This is a genomic window from Anaerostipes faecalis (assembly GCF_018982945.1).
GTDB lineage: Bacteria > Bacillota > Clostridia > Lachnospirales > Lachnospiraceae > Anaerostipes > Anaerostipes faecalis.
The window spans coordinates 162,079-179,012 of record NZ_JABRXE010000002.1 but is presented as its reverse complement, the minus strand read 5'-3'; the positions used below and the strand labels follow the sequence as shown (position 1 = coordinate 179,012).

The 16,934-nt window shown below is 36.6% G+C and carries 14 protein-coding genes; 13 read left to right on the top strand and 1 reads right to left on the bottom strand.

Annotated elements, in window-relative coordinates; all coding sequences use genetic code 11:
* Positions 1 to 8 precede the first annotated feature (8 nt).
* The 8 genes from KTB61_RS03820 (at position 9) to guaB (ending at position 8,788) form a co-directional block, all read left to right on the top strand.
* Positions 9 to 335 carry a (2Fe-2S)-binding protein gene (locus KTB61_RS03820; protein ID WP_075760328.1) on the top strand — a complete coding sequence of 109 codons (327 nt, stop codon included), beginning with the start codon at positions 9 to 11 and terminating at the stop codon, positions 333 to 335.
* Positions 335 to 1,471, top strand: a complete 1,137-nt coding sequence (locus tag KTB61_RS03815) for an NAD(P)/FAD-dependent oxidoreductase (RefSeq protein WP_075760329.1) — start codon at positions 335 to 337, stop codon at positions 1,469 to 1,471. Before KTB61_RS03820 ends, KTB61_RS03815 begins: the two co-directional genes overlap by 1 nt.
* 74 nt (positions 1,472 to 1,545) lie before the next feature.
* Positions 1,546 to 3,060: a Na+/H+ antiporter NhaC family protein gene (locus KTB61_RS03810; protein WP_216696835.1), complete on the top strand. Its 1,515-nt coding sequence runs from the start codon at positions 1,546 to 1,548 to the stop codon at positions 3,058 to 3,060.
* A 20-nt stretch (positions 3,061 to 3,080) separates the two neighbouring features.
* Positions 3,081 to 4,238: an iron-containing alcohol dehydrogenase gene (locus KTB61_RS03805; RefSeq protein WP_216696834.1), complete on the top strand. Its 1,158-nt coding sequence runs from the start codon at positions 3,081 to 3,083 to the stop codon at positions 4,236 to 4,238.
* Positions 4,239 to 4,512: 274 nt separating this feature from the next.
* Positions 4,513 to 5,334 (top strand): sulfide/dihydroorotate dehydrogenase-like FAD/NAD-binding protein, encoded by an 822-nt coding sequence (locus KTB61_RS03800; RefSeq protein ID WP_075760333.1) that lies wholly within the window; start codon positions 4,513 to 4,515, stop codon positions 5,332 to 5,334.
* A 2-nt stretch (positions 5,335 to 5,336) separates the two neighbouring features.
* Positions 5,337 to 6,728: an NADPH-dependent glutamate synthase gene (gene gltA, locus KTB61_RS03795; protein WP_216696833.1), complete on the top strand. Its 1,392-nt coding sequence runs from the start codon at positions 5,337 to 5,339 to the stop codon at positions 6,726 to 6,728.
* A 21-nt stretch (positions 6,729 to 6,749) separates the two neighbouring features.
* The gene (locus KTB61_RS03790) at positions 6,750 to 7,115 is read left to right on the top strand and encodes a PTS glucitol/sorbitol transporter subunit IIA (RefSeq protein WP_075760335.1); all 366 of its coding nucleotides are present in this window, start codon (positions 6,750 to 6,752) and stop codon (positions 7,113 to 7,115) included.
* Positions 7,116 to 7,336: 221 nt separating this feature from the next.
* A complete protein-coding gene (gene guaB, locus KTB61_RS03785) occupies positions 7,337 to 8,788 on the top strand; it encodes an IMP dehydrogenase (RefSeq protein ID WP_075760336.1) in 1,452 nt (483 codons plus the stop codon).
* Positions 8,789 to 8,902: 114 nt separating this feature from the next.
* Here the strand turns inward: guaB and KTB61_RS03780 are convergent, their stop codons facing one another.
* Positions 8,903 to 9,526, bottom strand: a complete 624-nt coding sequence (locus KTB61_RS03780; RefSeq protein WP_075760337.1) for a superoxide dismutase — start codon at positions 9,524 to 9,526, stop codon at positions 8,903 to 8,905.
* Positions 9,527 to 9,723: 197 nt separating this feature from the next.
* Here KTB61_RS03780 and KTB61_RS03775 point away from each other — a divergent pair, with 197 nt between their 5' ends.
* From KTB61_RS03775 to KTB61_RS03755, 5 genes are all read left to right on the top strand, one after another.
* On the top strand, positions 9,724 to 13,413 hold the full coding sequence (locus KTB61_RS03775) for an efflux RND transporter permease subunit (RefSeq protein WP_216696832.1): 3,690 nt from the start codon (positions 9,724 to 9,726) through the stop codon (positions 13,411 to 13,413).
* Positions 13,414 to 13,601: 188 nt separating this feature from the next.
* Complete coding sequence (locus tag KTB61_RS03770; protein ID WP_216696831.1) at positions 13,602 to 14,327, top strand: phosphatase PAP2 family protein; 726 nt, start codon at positions 13,602 to 13,604, stop codon at positions 14,325 to 14,327.
* 5 nt (positions 14,328 to 14,332) lie between these two features.
* Positions 14,333 to 15,364 carry a lysylphosphatidylglycerol synthase transmembrane domain-containing protein gene (locus tag KTB61_RS03765; protein ID WP_075760340.1) on the top strand — a complete coding sequence of 344 codons (1,032 nt, stop codon included), beginning with the start codon at positions 14,333 to 14,335 and terminating at the stop codon, positions 15,362 to 15,364.
* Positions 15,365 to 15,376: 12 nt separating this feature from the next.
* Positions 15,377 to 15,994 carry a CDP-alcohol phosphatidyltransferase family protein gene (locus tag KTB61_RS03760; protein ID WP_075760341.1) on the top strand — a complete coding sequence of 206 codons (618 nt, stop codon included), beginning with the start codon at positions 15,377 to 15,379 and terminating at the stop codon, positions 15,992 to 15,994.
* Between the two features lie 11 nt (positions 15,995 to 16,005).
* Entirely contained in the window at positions 16,006 to 16,869 is an 864-nt protein-coding gene (locus tag KTB61_RS03755) for a phosphatidylserine decarboxylase (RefSeq protein ID WP_075760342.1), read from the top strand.
* Positions 16,870 to 16,934 lie beyond the last annotated feature (65 nt).

The following is a 16,934-nucleotide window of genomic DNA, read 5'->3' as shown; positions in this document are numbered from 1 at the left end:
ATGCGGATATGATTAGTGTAGATGATAAATTAAAAGAAATTGGAGAATATGTACCGCAGCCGGATGATGATATGTTAGTATGTCGCTGTGAGGAAGTGACCAAAGGAGAAATCAGACAGGCAGTTCATGCGGGAATGTTTACAATAGAAGAAATTCGTCGTTTTTTAAGAAGTGGAATGGGACTTTGTCAGGGACAGACCTGTGGAAAACTGGTAAAAGGAATTGTTGCAAGAGAATTAAAGATATCTCCTGCTGAATTGGAGCCTGCAGTATCAAGAGCTCCAATGCGTCCGATGACAATGGAGATTCTTGGAAGAGATGGAGGTGACCAGTAATGAAACAGACAGCAGAAGTAATAATTATCGGTGGCGGTGTTAATGGTTGTGCAGCAGCATACTATCTTGCAAAACGCGGAGTAAAAGATGTTATTGTATTAGAAGCTTCTGATAGTATTGGGCATGGAGGATCCAGTCGAAATGGTGGAGGTGTCCGTCAGTCTGGACGTGATGTGAGAGAACTTCCATATGCTATGTATGCTATCAAAAATATGTGGCCTACTTTATCTGAAGAATTAGGGGTAGATGTGGAGTACTGTCAGGAAGGAAACCTGCGTCTTGGAAAAACAGAAGCACATTTAAAGAAGTTAAATCAGCTGGCAACAAATGCACAGAGTGTTGGTCTGGATGTGCGAATGATTGATGCAAAAGAAGTAAAAGAAATTAATCCATATTTATCTGATGATATCATTGGAGCCAGCTGGTGTCCAACAGATGGACATGCAAATCCAATGATGACAACTCTGGCATATTACAAAAGAGCAGTAGAATTAGGAGTATCTTTTATCAAAGGTGCACCTGTAAAGAAAATTGAAAAGGTAAGAGGAAAGGCAAGAAAAGTTATAACAGTTGATGGCACTGTATTTGAAGGAGAAACTATTATCCTTGCAGCAGGATATGAAAGCAGAGAAATTGCAAGAACTGTAGGTATTGATATTCCTATGACTAAATATTTTGAAGAAGCTCTGGTTACAGAAATGCAGCCACCAATGTTTAAACAAATGCTTGGAACCGCAGATGCAGATTTCTATGGACATCAGGCTGCTCACGGATCTTTTGTATTTGGTTCTGAATGTGGACTTGAAGAAGCTGCAGATAAAGAGTTAACAGATCTTAGAACATCTTCTTTAACGATGTCAGCAGGATGTCGTGCGATCATGGGATATATCCCGGCACTGAAAGATGCTAAGATTGTAAGAAGTTGGGGTGGATGGTTAGATCTTTGTATTGATGGTGTTCCTGTTATCAGCCCGGTAGAAGAAGTACCTGGTCTGATTCTGGCATGCGCATTTACAGGACATGGATTTGGAACTGCACCGGCAGTAGGACTTATGCTTGCACAGATGGTCGTGGGAGAAGATACCATTGTAGATATCAGTCCTTTACGATATGACCGTTTTAAGGCAGACCGTTAAAATGATGAAAGAAAAGGATATGGCGCAATAGCTGCTTATGTCCTTTTCTTTTGGAAAGATAGGAAGTGAAAAATATGAGTGAAAAAAATATAATCAAAAGGATTCTGTATTATATGAATCCAAAACAAATTGATCCTAAAATGGTAAAACTATGGTCTTTTTATCTGATCATGAATATTATATTTTTTCTGTTGCCCAAAAGTATGATCGAAGGAAATATTCTGATTCTTGCACCAATTGTTGTACTGTTTGTTTATGCGCTGACAACAAAAGATGTAATGAGCAGTTTGATACTGGGTACGTTTTCATCTTATATTTTATGGTACAAATTAGGATGTGTAGGTGGTTTCTTTGATGATTTAATGGTAGTTCTTGCAGATGAAGAAGATATACAGATGTATATGTCCTTTTTCTTATGTGGAGGAATCATCATTGCCATGAAGCGAAGCGGAAGTACAAAGGCATTTGCAGATTTTATTACATCCCGATTTGGTAAAAATGAGAAAATGATTCTTGCGGCATCTGGAGTATATGCGGGAGCAACATCTATTGATGATTATGTATCGGCTTTAACTGCAGGAGCGTCTTTTTCTCCACTGATGGAAGCGATTAGAAAACCTAAACTGGCGTTGGCATATGTTGTTCGAACATTAAGTATCAATGTTTCAGAAATGCTTCCATTTGGCGCATGGGGATATTTTGTAATCTATCAGATTGCAAATGCAAAAAATGTTGAAAGCCGTGCAGAAGCAACGCATATTTTCATACAGACGATTCCGTTTATGTTTTATTGTATTGTTGCCTGTGTGATTGCACTATTATTTGCTGTTGGAATTTTTCCAAAAATCGGACCAATGAAAAAAGCATATCAGATGATGGAAGAAGAAGGAATCCAGATGGGTGCAATTGATGGTGGTGAAGATGATGACGAAGATGATGGGTTTGACGAAAATAATCCAAGAACGCAAAATGTCAGTGTATTAAATCTGATTCTTCCGATTATTGTAATTGTAGTTGCACTGATTGCAACGGATTTAAACTGTTATCTGGCATTTGGTATTGCTGCAATTTTTACCGGAGTATTATATGTACTTCAGGGATTGATGACAATTAGTGATTATGTACAATGTACAGTTGACGGATTTCTTGACATGATGGATATGGTCATGATCTTGATGATCGGATATTGTATGCAGGAAGTAATGTATGCTATGGGCATGGAAGCATTTGTACAGGGGGTTTGTAATGCAATACCTATTCCAAGTCTGATACCGTTCCTGATTTTTGTATTTTTCTGCTGCGAAGAATATTTATTTAGTCTGAATTATACATTGTTCCAGATAGCAATTCCAGTTCTAATGGTCGTACTTAGTAATATGGGGGCAAACGTTCCGTTATGTTTAGGGGCGTTGATTTCTGCAAGTCTGTTTGGTGCTAATGCATGTGTTGTATCTGACCTTGGAGTAGTATCAGCAAGATCCTGTGGTGTAAAGATATATGAACAGTATATTGCCTGTCAGCCATATTTTATTATTTCGGCAGTTATTTCCGGTGTAATGTATCTGGTAGCAGGATTTGTACTAGGATAAATATATTGAAGGAGAAAAATATGATTCAACCATTTAAATTTTATATGCCGACTAAAATTATATTTGAACGTGGAGCTATCAGACAGGTAGCTGACGAGGCGGCAAAGATAGGGAAGAAAACATTAATCGTAACAGATAAGCCAATGCTTGATACAGGTTTGCTTGATCCTGTTTTTGAAGATTTTAAAGCGAAAAATATAGAATATATTTTGTGGTCAGAAATTGTTCCGAATCCAAGAGATGTGGATATTGAGCGGGGAGCAGCTTTTGCAAAAGAACAGCAAATTGATTCTATGGTTGCAGTAGGTGGAGGATCAGCCATTGATACAGCCAAGGCAATAGGGGCAATTCTTGAAAATGGCGGGAAATGTGAAGACTGGAGAGAAGGAAACCTTAAAAATGTAATAACCCCTTTGATTTGTGTCCCTACAACTTGTGGAACAGGAAGTGAAGTTACCCATGAGTCTATTGTAAATAATACAAAAACACTGGAAAAGGACTGTATCTGGGGAGATGAGGTCAGCGCAAAAGTTGCTGTACTTGATCCAGATGTTCTAATAAATCTTCCGAAAAGATTGCTGGCATCCACAGGAATGGATGCATTGACCCATGCAGTAGAAGCATATGTATGTAAAGCGGCAAATCCATTTACAGATGCATTGGCAGAAACTGCCATCAGGCTCATAGGAAAGAGTCTTGTAAAAGCGGTAGAAGAAAATAGTGAAGAAGCTTATGTTGATATGATGGCAGCAAGCTGTATGGCGGGAGCAGCTTTTGGAAATTCAGATGTGGCATCTGTTCATTCTATTTCAGAGGCACTGGGTGGATATTATGATATTCCTCATGGAGTTGCCAATGCAATGATGCTTCCAGAAGTCAGTCGATTAAGTGTTCCAGGAGCACCGGAAAAATATGCAGATGTAGCCAGATTCCTCGGGGTTGTTGTAGAAGGAAAAACAGTTGAAGAGGCAGCATATGCAGGTGTTGACTATATGGAAGAATTGGCTGAAAGATTAAATATACCAAAGTTCTGTGAATTGGATGTTGTGGATCCAAAGGATTTTAAGAGACTTGCTCATACAGCAGCAAATGCAGAAGAAACTTTTGATAATCCAGTCATATTTACAGAGGCGGATTTTGAAAATCTGTTTATTAAATTATATAAGGAGAATAAGTAAAATTATTCTATATACTTCTATAGCATTTGAAGGGAAAAAGGAAAAGCATGTGATTGCTTTTCCTTTTTCTGTTATAATAGTTTTATGGGAGAATGATAGAACGGCAGAAAATTATTATGAAATTATTATTCATCCATTGAGAAAGACTAGTCGTGGATAGATGCTGATAATGAAATAAAACAATTGCATTACACATTTTAAAAAAAGTTCTTTTCTATTGAACTTTTAACATGTATAATGTAGAAAGATATATTTTGAGAAAGAGGTGTACGTGGTGTATAAAATCGTAAAGAAAACGAAACTTAACAATCTTGTTGAGTTAATGGAGATTGAAGCTCCATACGTAGCAAGAAAATGTGAACCTGGACAGTTTATCATCATCAGGGTAGATGAAGACGGGGAAAGAATTCCATTGACCATTGCTGATTTTGACCGTGAAAAAGAAACAGTAACCATTATCTATCAGGTGGTTGGTTATTCAACAGAATTATTGAGTAAAAAAGAAGAAGGAGACTATGTACAGGACTTTGTTGGTCCTTTAGGACAGCCTTCTCCATTACATAAATGTGAACGTGTAATAGGAGTTGCCGGAGGAGTGGGTGCAGCACCTTTATATCCACAGCTTCGTAAACTGGCTAAGATGGGAGTACCTGTCGATGTAATCATTGGTGGTAAGAGTGCAGAATTTGTTATCCTTAAGGAATTATTTGAAGAATTCTGTGATAATGTATATATTGCAACAGATGATGGAAGCCTTGGAACAAAAGGATTTGTTACAACAGTCTTGGAAGAACAGATTAAATCCGGGGTAAAATACGATGAAGTTATTGCAATCGGACCACTGATCATGATGAAAAATGTAGTAAAGATTACAAAAGAGTACGATATTCCAACAACTGTATCCCTGAATCCGATCATGATCGACGGAACTGGAATGTGCGGAGGTTGTCGTGTAACTGTTGGTGGTGAGACAAAATTCGCATGCGTAGACGGACCAGATTTTGATGGATTCAAAGTTGATTTTGATGAATGTATGCAACGTCAGGGAATGTTTAGAGAAGAAGAACATGAATGCAGAATTGGAAGGGGGAAATAGTCATGGCAAATATGAGCCTGAAAAAAGTAGCGATGCCTGAACAGGATCCTAATGTACGAAATAAGAATTTTGAAGAGGTTGCTCTGGGATATACAAAAGAAATGGCAATGGAAGAAGCAACACGCTGCTTAAATTGTAAAAATAAACCTTGTGTAAATGGATGTCCTGTTAATGTACCGATTCCTGCGTTTATTGAAAAAGTTGCAGCAGGAGATTTTGAAGGTGCTTATGAAGTTATCACAAGCGAAAATGCATTACCTGCCATCTGCGGACGTGTCTGTCCACAGGAAAACCAGTGTGAAGGAAAGTGTGTACGTGGTATCAAAGGAGAACCAGTTGGTATCGGACGTATGGAACGTTTTGTTGCAGACTGGCATATGGCAAATGCAAAACCGACAGAAGTGAAAATCGAAAAAAACGGTAAGAAAGTAGCTGTAGTAGGATGTGGACCGGCAGGAATTACCTGTGCAGGGGAACTGATCAAAAAAGGATACGATGTTACTGTATTTGAAGCACTGCATAAGGCAGGAGGCGTATTAAGTTATGGTATTCCTGAATTCCGTCTTCCAAAGGATTTAGTTGCAAAAGAAATCGAGACAGTAGAAAAACTGGGTGTAGAAATCAAGACAAATGTAATCGTGGGACGTTCCGTTACGATTGATGAATTGATGGAAGAAGGATATGAAGCTGTATTCGTAGGAAGTGGAGCCGGACTTCCAAGATTTTTAAATATTCCAGGAGAAAACCATCTGGGTGTTTATTCTGCAAATGAATTTTTAACTCGTGTCAACCTGATGAAAGGTTATAAATTCCCAGAATGTCCAACACCTGTAAAAGTAGGAAAGAAAGTAGCTGTTGTAGGTGCAGGTAACGTAGCTATGGATGCAGCAAGAACAGCAAAACGTCTTGGAGCAGAAGAAGTATATATTGTATATCGCCGTAGTGAAGAAGAAGCTCCGGCACGTCTGGAAGAACTCCATCATGCAAAAGAGGAAGGAATTATTTTCAAATTCTTAAATAACCCTGCATCCATCAAAGCTGATGAAAATGGATGGGTCAATAAGATGGAAATCATCAAGCAGGAATTAGGAGAGCCGGATGCATCTGGAAGACGTTCTCCACAGCCGATTGAAGGATCAAATTATGATCTGGATGTTGATACAGTGATTATTGCAATCGGACAGAGTCCTAATCCTTTGATTCGTCAGACTACACCAGGTCTGGATACACAGAGATGGGGCGGAATTATCGTAGATGAAGACACAATGAAGACAAGTAAAGATGGTGTATACGCTGGAGGTGACACTGTAACAGGTGCAGCTACAGTTATTCTTGCCATGGGTGCAGGGAAGAAAGCAGCTGCAGCAATTGACAAAGAATTACAGAATAAATAGAGGGTAAAAGGAGGATTCCATATGAGTAAAGTAATATTTCAGACAGAAATCATTGAAATGGGAGATCAGATAGAAGCTTTTTTTGACGAAGGAATGTTTGTTCTGTTCGGAGAGAATGTTCCGGATACATTGAAAGATTTTTGTTATTTTATTAATGTTAAAAAAGTTGATGGAACTATTAAAGCAGGTGACAAGCTGATAATAGATGAGAAAGAATACCTGATTACAGCTGTAGGAGATATTGCCCAGTCAAATCTGGAAACTCTTGGACACTTGACCGTTGTATTCAGTGGAGCAAAGGAAGCAGGACTGCCAGGAAGTATCTGTGTAGAAGCAAAACCTCTGCCTAATCTGAATCTGGGAAGTAAGATTGCTGTTGTAGAATAATTAATGCCTGATTTAGAAGAGATGCTTATGCAAGTATCAGTATTATAGAAAAAAAGGGGTTGCTGTAATATCAGTAATTCCTTTTTTCAAAAATAGTAAGTTGAAACATTTAACCAAAACAATCTTGACAGTAAAAAAAATATTTGTTAAGATAACATACTATATAATCAGAACAATAACAAAAGAAATAATCTAATCTTTAAGAGAAAGTGAGGAAAAAAATGGGAAAGTTAATTGGTGAAGGAATTACATTTGATGATGTGCTCTTAGTACCAGCATATTCAGAAGTAATTGCAAATGACGTAGATACATGTACACGCCTGACAAATAAAATTAAGTTGAATATTCCATTAATGAGTGCCAGCATGGACACTGTAACAGAACACCGTATGGCGATTGCCATGGCAAGACAGGGTGGAATTGGGATTATTCATAAGAATATGACTATTGAACAGCAGGCAGAAGAAGTAGATAAAGTAAAACGTTCAGAAAATGGAGTTATTACGGATCCGTTCTCCTTATCACCAGAACATACCATTCAAGATGCCGATGATTTAATGGCAAAATTCCGCATTTCAGGTGTGCCAATTACAGAAGGTACAAAATTAGTTGGTATTATTACAAATCGTGACTTGAAATTTGAAACAGATTTTTCTAAAAAGATTAAAGAGTCTATGACTTCTGAAGGACTGGTAACAGCAAAAGAAGGTATTACTTTAGAGGAAGCAAAAAAGATTCTTGGAAAAGCAAGAAAAGAAAAACTTCCAATTGTTGATGATGATTTCAACTTAAAAGGATTAATTACTATTAAAGATATTGAAAAACAGATTAAATATCCAAATGCAGCAAAAGATGATCAGGGAAGACTCCTTTGTGGTGCAGGTGTAGGAATTACAGCAGATGTTCTGGATAGAGTACAGGCACTGGTTGATGTGCATGTAGATGTTATTGTAGTGGATTCAGCACATGGACATTCTGCAAACGTATTAAGAGTTATCAGAATGGTAAAAGAAAAATTCCCGGATCTTCAGGTTATTGCAGGTAATGTTGCAACAGGAGCAGGTGCAAAAGCGTTAATTGAAGCTGGAGCTGATTGTGTTAAGATTGGTATCGGACCAGGATCTATTTGTACAACCCGTGTTGTAGCTGGTATTGGTGTACCTCAGGTAACAGCTATTATGAGTGCTTATGAAGAAGCTAAGAAAGCAGGCATTCCAATTATCGCTGATGGAGGTATTAAATACTCAGGAGAAATCACAAAGGCAATTGCAGCTGGAGCAGATGTATGTATGCTTGGAAGTATGCTGGCAGGTTGTGATGAAAGTCCTGGAGAATTTGAATTATATCAGGGAAGAAAATATAAAGTATATCGTGGAATGGGATCTTTGGCAGCTATGGAAAATGGAAGTAAAGACCGTTATTTCCAGACAAACGCAAAGAAACTTGTACCAGAGGGTGTAGAAGGACGTGTAGCTTATAAAGGAACAGTTGAAGATACTGTATTCCAGCTGTTAGGTGGATTACGTTCTGGAATGGGTTACTGTGGAGCAAAAGACATTAAGACTTTACAGGAAACAGGAGAATTCGTTAAGATTACTGCTGCTTCATTGAAAGAAAGTCATCCACATGACATTCATATTACAAAAGAAGCACCAAACTATAGTGTAGAATAGTAAAAAAGCAAAGTAGATAAGGCAGCTTTACTTAAGAAGCTTTTTCTATTAAAAACAAAAAAGTTTTGGAAGAGATTCCAAAACTTTTTTTGTTTTGTAAATATAGTATTCAAATTACAACTGATGGGCGAAACGTTCTTCAACATAATCCCAGTTAATGATTGAAAACCAGTTGTTAACATAATCCATGCGACGATTCTGATACTGGAGATAATATGCATGTTCCCAGACATCAATAGGAAGAAGTGGATAGACAGAGCTGGTTAATGGTGTGTTTTGATTTGGCGTAGTAGTAATTTCCAGATTGCCGTTATTCATAATCAGCCATGCATAGCCTGAACCAAATAAACATAAGGCTTCATTTGTTAAATTTTGTATAAAAGTATCAAGTGATCCAAAAGATGTTTTAATTTTATCTAATAACTGTCCTTTTGGAGGCGTCATCTCTTCTGCCGGCTTCATACACTTGAAATATAACTGATGGTTATAAACACCCCCGCCATTATTTTTAATCTCGGTTTTAACAGAATCTGAAACTGTCAGAGGCTCTGTAAGGAGCTGTTCCAGAGTCATGTTATGAAGTTCCTCATGAGGCTGCAAAGCGTGATTTAGTTTTTCTACATAAGTAGCAAGATGCTTGTCGTGATGAAAATGAAGAGTTTCAGCACTGATGACAGGTTCTAGAGTGTGATAGTCATATGGAAGAGGTTCCAAAGAAAAAGGGTAAGTTTCATTCATAATTAAGATCTCCTTGTTTTCTTTTTATTGTACGTGAATCACATAGATATTATTCAAAAATGGTTGACTTCTTTTTTTTACTGAGATAGCATAAGTATATTTGGATAGTATTTAAAAGCAGAATGAACTTTTTGCTTTCATGAGAGAAAAATGGAGCAGAGTTGAATTGTTGTTTCATAACAGGAAAGGTGAAGATTATGATTTCAAAATTTAGTGTAAGAAAGCCTTATACAGTAATTGTAGGAGTTGCATTAATTCTTATTTTAGGAATTGTTTCTTTTACAAAAATGACAACAGATTTGCTTCCGAGCATGGAACTTCCATATGCTATTGTTATGACTACATATCAGGGAGCATCTCCAGAGGAAGTAGAGACAACAGTAACAAAGCCTGTTGAACAGTCTATGGCTACTATTTCAAACATTAAGGAAGTAAATTCCATATCCAGTGAAAATTTATCTATGGTTATCCTGGAATTTGAAGGTGACACTAATATGGATGCTGTATCTCTTGATATGAGAGAGAAGCTGGATATGCTGACAGGGTATTGGACAGATAAAGTTGGAAATCCGACGATAATGAAACTTAACCCTGATATGATGCCTGTTATGGTAACAGCGATGGATGCTAAAAAGCTGGATACAGCAGAACTATCAGAATTAGTGGAAAAAAAGATAGCTCCGTCTGTTGAGGCTGTGGATGGAGTCGCTTCAGTTAATACTACTGGATTAGTTGAAGAAAATATCAATGTTATTATAAATGAACAGAAAATAGAAAAACTGAACAATAAGATTAAAGATGCTTTGAATGGACAGTTTGATGAACAACAGAACAAATTGGACCAGGCAAAAAATCAGTTGGAAACAGGAAAAAATACACTGAATGCCAAACGAAATCAGGCAAACAAGCAACTGGCTAAAGCTCAGACGGCATTATCAGACGGACAGATTTCCCTTGCGCAAAAAGAAGTACAGGTAACCAGTGCCATTACCAATTTAAAAAATCAGAAGACAACACTGCAGATGACGGTCAAAGAGCTTTCCGTTCAGATTGGAAAATGGGAAGACCAGGTAAAAAAACTTCCAGATGGGGCACAGAAAGTTCAGCTGGTGGCACAGCTTACAGAATTAAAGAAACAAAAAAGTACAGCATCTGAATCAATAAAAACAATTGATAAAAATATTAAATCATTAAATAAGGCATTAAAGCAGATTCAGGAAGGGAAAAAAGAAATCAGCGCGAAGATTACCCAGTTTAATATTCAATCTGCATCTGCCGGTCAGCAAATGACAACAGCGGAGATTGGAATTGCCCAAGGGGAGACACAGATTACCACAGGTCAGCAAAAACTGGATGAAGCTAAAGCTCAGGCAGAAGCCTCAGCAAATGTGAAAGATAAATTAACTGTAGAAAATGTAAAAGCATTGCTGGTAGCACAGAATTTTGAAATGCCTGCAGGATATATTACAGAAAATAATGTCCAATATCTGGTTAGGGTTGGAGATAAAGCCGAAAGCCAGAAAGATTTGGAAAATATGGAATTGATGGATCTTGGAATAGAAGGTATTCCAACGGTAAAATTAAGTGATGTGGCTGATGTAGCTGTCGTGAATAATCAAAGTGACATGTATTGTCGTGTCAATGGATATAACGGAGTTATTATGACAATACAGAAACAAAATAATTATTCAACAGCTGATGTATCAGACCGGATTGCAGATAAATTGCAAGAACTGAAGAAAGAGAATAAGGATTTACATTATATTAATATTATGGATCAGGGTATCTACATTGATCTGGTTACAGGATCTGTAATGAAAAATCTTCTGATGGGTGCAGGTCTGGCAGTTATTATTCTTCTTCTGTTTTTGAAGGATATAAAGCCGACACTTGTTATTGCATGCTCTATTCCTCTTAGTGTTATTTTAGCAGTGGTTTTAATGTATTTTAGCGGAATTACATTAAATGTAATATCACTTTCAGGTCTGGCACTGGGGGTAGGTATGCTGGTAGATAATTCTATTGTAGTTATAGAAAATATCTATCGTCTGAGAAAAGATGGAGTACCGGTAAAAGAAGCTGCAATTACTGGAGCAAAAGGGGTTGCAGGTGCCATTACCTCGTCCACTCTTACAACAGTATCTGTTTTCTTACCAATTGTGTTTACAACAGGTATTACAAAGAAGCTGTTTGTGGATATGGGATTGACTATTGGGTATTCTTTGCTGGCCAGTCTGATTGTAGCAGTAACATTTGTACCAATGATGTCTGCTGGAGTTCTTCATAAAGTAACAGAAAAGGACAGTAAATTAATTGATCGTCTGCAGGGTGCATATCAGGGATTCATGGAAAAAATATTGAATCGTAAAATTGCAGTTATCTTGATTACATTGGTATTATTTGCAGGAAGTATATATGGAGCAACGCAAATCGGCAGTTCACTTATGCCAAATATGGATAGTACACAGATGTCACTGACTATACAGATGCCAGAAGGATCATCCATGGAAGATACAGCTGCAATGTCTGATACAGTAATGGAAAAGATTAAAAAAATAAAAGATGTGGATAGTGTGGCAGCTATGATTACAACAGATTCAACTGGTATGGGAATGTCATCTGGAAAAAGTAATACAGATCGTTCCAGTATGTACATTTTGTTAAAGGAAAATAAAAAGAAAACAAACAAAGAAATAAAAAAGGAAATCTTGAAAAAAACAAAGAAGTTTGACTGTGAAATTGAAGTAATGGAATCTAATATGGATATGAGTGCCCTTGGAGGAAGTGGTATTTCGATTCAGGTTAAAGGAAGGGATTTAGATACACTTCGTGCCACAGCAGAAGAGATAGCCCAAAAGGTGAAAAAAGTTAAAGGAACAATGAATGTTATGGATGGTTCTGAGGAAACTACACCAGATATACATATCACTGTCAATAAGAAAAAGGCTGCTCAGTATGGATTAACAGTTGCCAGTGTTTATCAGCAATTGAACCAGAAGCTTTCTGAAGCATCTCAGGCAACAACAATAGTTATTGACGACAAGGAAATGAATGTGAAGGTTGGCAACAGTACTAAAAATACGTTGACAAGAAGTGATTTGAGGAATTTGAAGTTAAGTGGAACAAAAAATGGAACAAGTAAAGAGATATCATTATCATCCATTGCATCATTTAAAAACAGTGATAGTCTTTCTTCTATTAACAGAAACCAGCAGGAAAGAACTATTACTGTGACAGCTGAATTAAAAGATGGCTATAACATAGGAAAAGTCAGCCAGCAGGTACAAAAGAAATTAAAATCATATAAAGCACCAAAAGGTTATTCATATACTATGAAAGGTGAAATGGAATCTATAGAGGAAACAACAGGACAGATTGGACTGATGCTTCTGCTGGCAATCGCATTCATGTATTTGATTATGGTTGCACAGTTCCAGTCACTGAAATTTCCATTTATTATTTTGTTTACAATTCCAATGGCATTTACCGGAGGATTTTTGGCACTATTGATTACAGGAAAAGATTTAAGTGTCATTGCAATGATCGGATTTGTAATGCTGGCAGGAATTATTGTAAATAACGGTATTGTTCTGGTAGATATGATCAATCAGCTGAGAGAACAGGGATATGAATTGCAAGATGCCATCGTGACTGCAGGAACACTGCGACTTCGCCCGATTTTAATGACTGCATTGACTACGATTCTTGGATTATCAACAATGGCCATCGGTTTTGGACAGGGAGCGGAAATGATGCAGCCTATGGCAATTGTCACCATTGGAGGACTGATTTACGGCACGCTTCTCACTTTAATTGTAGTACCATGTATCTATGCTCTGTTTAACAGAAAAAAGAATAAAAGATTAGAAATTCAAGAGGTTGAATAGAAGAATCTTACAAAAATATTAAATATAAGGGCTTTCCTTTACTTTTAAACATAACAAAGATATAATATTACAAGGATCATGTCAGATGTTGGCATGATTCTTGTAGTATAGAAGGTCTTTTATAACTGAATACCAGAACCACATGCCATGAGGGCATTTTAATAAAAAAAGGAGAAGAGGCATAGATAATGAAAGATGGAAAAAACACTATTATTGGTTTTATTCCTAAATATGCTGTTATTCCGCTGATTTCATCTTTTGTATTTAATACATTGGTATACAGTGGAACAATGAAGCTTTGCTCTGGTTTTTATCACCATGATTTTACGACCGGGTTTGATCGTATGGTGCCATTGATACCGGAATTTACCAGTATATATTTAATATGCTACATTTTCTGGGTGATTAACTATATATTAATAGGACGTATTGGCAAAGAGCATATGTATCGCTTTTTGGTGGGAGATTTTATTTCAAGATTTATATGTGGACTTTTTTTTGTCTTTCTTCCCACTACATTGGTCAGACCAGAAGTAACAGGGACAGGATTTTGGGATTATGTATTAAGATTTGTATATAAAGTAGATCAGTCTGCTAATTTATTTCCATCAATTCATTGTCTGGTGAGTTGGTTCTGCTATGTAGGAATCAGGAATCAGAAGGAGATTCCTAAATGGTACAGAAAGTTTTCTGCCTTTTTTGCAATTCTGGTTTGTGTTTCTACTCAGGTCATTAAACAGCACTATATTATTGATCTGATCGGTGGAATTTTTCTGGCAGAATTGTGTTTTGCAATTGGTCAGAAAACAGACTGGTATCAGGGCTTATGGAAATTTTTTACGAAAGTAAATCAATTTTTTGGTTTTGAAAGCAATGAGGATGAATCTGGAGAATTATCAGAATTAAAAGGGTAGGTTCCATGAAAAATAAAAAAAGTATTATAGGCAATGCAGTATTTTTTATTGCTCTATTTGGATTAACAGCATATGCTGTATTGAGGGGAAAAGAACTGCCAGAATTACTGAATGTTATCCATTCGGTTTCGCCGATTTACTATATTGCAGGATTTGTGTTCATTATAGTATTTGTATGCTGTGAATCATACATAATATACAGAATGCTTAGAGTTTTAAAGTATGATCAGGTACCAGGAAGAAATTGTATCAAATATTCATTTGTTGGGTTTTTCTTCAGCTGTATTACCCCTTCCGCAACAGGAGGACAACCGGCACAGCTGTATTATATGAATAGAGATCAGGTTGACGTTTCGGTGGGAACTGTCATATTAATGATCATAACAATTTTATATAAATTTGTTTTGGTTTTTCTAGGTGTATTAATATTTTTGTTTAGACATTTTTTAATAACAGAATATATTTGGAAAGTTTCTTTTTTCTTTTATCTTGGAATGGCTTTGAATATTTTTTGTGTTACATTTATGCTTATTTTGGTTTTTGAGCCTACATTAGCTTCCAGATTGCTTTTGACATTTATGCATTTGTTAGAGAGGATGCACATTCTTCGAAAAAAAGATGATAGAATGACGAAGCTGCAGAATTCCATGGCAAAATATCATAAGGCAGCAGCCGTCATCCAGGAACATCGGGGATTAATGTTTCAGATGTTTCTTGTAACATTGGTCCAGCGCATTATTCATTTTTCTATTACATATCTGGTATATAAGGCGTTTGGACTGACACATCTGGGATTTGTGGATGTTGTAGCGCTTCAGTGTGTAATTTCTATTTCAGTGGATATGCTACCTCTTCCGGGAGGAATGGGAATCAGCGAAGGTCTGTTTTTGAAAATCTTCTGTAAGATTTTTTCTGGTAGTCTTTTATATCCTGCGATGCTTTTAAGTCGTGGAATCAGCTATTATGCATTGGTACTGATCAGTGCACTAATGACTTGTGTTGCACATGTCACAATAAAGGATAAGGGTAAAGAATAGAGGGTATTAATTATGATAGGATTTTATAACGTTTCAGTGATTTTAACATATCTGGGGGTTGTCAGTGCTGTTTTTGGCATGTCAGCGGCTTTTGATGGGAATTTTAAAATAGCGGTTTTGTGTCTGATGATATCAGGATTAACAGATATGTATGATGGTACCATTGCAAAAATGATTAAAAGAAGTGATGATGCCAAGAAATTTGGAATCGAAATTGATTCTTTATGTGATTTAGTTTGTTTTGGAGCTTTTCCGGTGGTAATCGGATATGCATTGGGAATGGATACATGGTATGCAAAAATTGCATATATGATGTATATTTTAGGAGCTGTGATTCGACTGGCATATTTTAATGTTACAGAGGAACAGCGGCAGGCTGCAACCACTGAACGAAGAAAACATTATCAGGGACTTCCTGTTACTTCGGTTGCACTGATTATACCTATTGTATATCAGTTGAGACGATTTTTTCCTGAACAGTTTCCATACATATATGTTTTTATGATTTTTGTGATTTCGCTGCTGTTTGTTATTGATTTTAAAGTTTTTAAACCAGGAAAGAAATCTATGCTTACTTTTGTAATTATAGGTGCAATTGTTGCAGCAAAAATGTTTCTGTTTAAGATTTAGGAGGAATACATATGAAGTATGCAGATATGGATGGGAAAATTTATGAAGAAGAAAATTTCCAGGATCGATTTCTGAAACTTTTGTATTCTACATTTACAGGAAGGTTAAAATTAAAAATACTAACCAGGCCATGGGTATCAAAAATAGGGGGAGCTTTTTTAAGTTCTCCTTTTTCTAAATGTATGATACAAAGTTTCATTGAAAAAAATCATATTGATATGAGTCAATATCAGAAGAAAAAGTATCGGTCATATAATGATTTTTTTACCAGGAAGATAAAAGAGGGAAAACGTCCGCTTCCAGATGATCAGGATGTTTTGTTCAGCCCTTGCGATAGTAAAGTCAGTGTATATCCCATTGAAAAAGACACCACATTCGTTGTAAAGGATACAGAATATTCTGTTGAATCATTACTTAGGAATGATAAGATTGCCAGCTATTTTGATGGAGGCTATGCAGTCATTTTGCGTCTGACTGTAGATGATTATCACCGTTATTGTTATGTTGATGATGGAATAAAAAGTGAAAATTATTTTATTCCAGGGGTATATCACACTGTAAATCCGGTGGCAAATGATTTTGTTCCTATTTATAAAGAAAATGCCCGGGAATTTACAATGATGAAAACCAGACATTTTGGCAATATGATTCAGATGGAAGTTGGAGCTTTAATGGTGGGACGAATTGTTAACCATCATGGATACGGTACTATGAAAAGAGGACAAGAAAAGGGATACTTTGAATTTGGAGGTTCAACGATTGTCCTTCTTATAGAAAAAAATAAAGTAATCATAAGAGAAGAATTACTGGAAAGGACAAAGCAGTGCTGTGAAACCAAGATCCGTCAGGGAGAACCTTTAGGGAGAGCCATTTAACCACTGAATTGTTTCATATCAGATATAAGATGACTCCCGAGAGAGTCTTAAGCTAAAATTTAGAG

Excerpts from the sequence above, each read along its gene's own strand:
- KTB61_RS03820 (WP_075760328.1), top strand. The coding sequence starts at position 9 with ATGATTAGTGTAGATGATAAATTAAAAGAAATTGGAGAATATGTACCG.
- KTB61_RS03815 (WP_075760329.1), top strand. The coding sequence starts at position 335 with ATGAAACAGACAGCAGAAGTAATAATTATCGGTGGCGGTGTTAATGGT.
- KTB61_RS03810 (WP_216696835.1), top strand. The coding sequence starts at position 1,546 with ATGAGTGAAAAAAATATAATCAAAAGGATTCTGTATTATATGAATCCA.
- KTB61_RS03805 (WP_216696834.1), top strand. The coding sequence starts at position 3,081 with ATGATTCAACCATTTAAATTTTATATGCCGACTAAAATTATATTTGAA.
- gltA (WP_216696833.1), top strand. The coding sequence starts at position 5,337 with ATGGCAAATATGAGCCTGAAAAAAGTAGCGATGCCTGAACAGGATCCT.
- KTB61_RS03790 (WP_075760335.1), top strand. The coding sequence starts at position 6,750 with ATGAGTAAAGTAATATTTCAGACAGAAATCATTGAAATGGGAGATCAG.
- guaB (WP_075760336.1), top strand. The coding sequence starts at position 7,337 with ATGGGAAAGTTAATTGGTGAAGGAATTACATTTGATGATGTGCTCTTA.
- KTB61_RS03780 (WP_075760337.1), bottom strand. The coding sequence starts at position 9,526 with ATGAATGAAACTTACCCTTTTTCTTTGGAACCTCTTCCATATGACTAT.
- KTB61_RS03775 (WP_216696832.1), top strand. The coding sequence starts at position 9,724 with ATGATTTCAAAATTTAGTGTAAGAAAGCCTTATACAGTAATTGTAGGA.
- KTB61_RS03770 (WP_216696831.1), top strand. The coding sequence starts at position 13,602 with ATGAAAGATGGAAAAAACACTATTATTGGTTTTATTCCTAAATATGCT.
- KTB61_RS03765 (WP_075760340.1), top strand. The coding sequence starts at position 14,333 with ATGAAAAATAAAAAAAGTATTATAGGCAATGCAGTATTTTTTATTGCT.
- KTB61_RS03760 (WP_075760341.1), top strand. The coding sequence starts at position 15,377 with ATGATAGGATTTTATAACGTTTCAGTGATTTTAACATATCTGGGGGTT.
- KTB61_RS03755 (WP_075760342.1), top strand. The coding sequence starts at position 16,006 with ATGAAGTATGCAGATATGGATGGGAAAATTTATGAAGAAGAAAATTTC.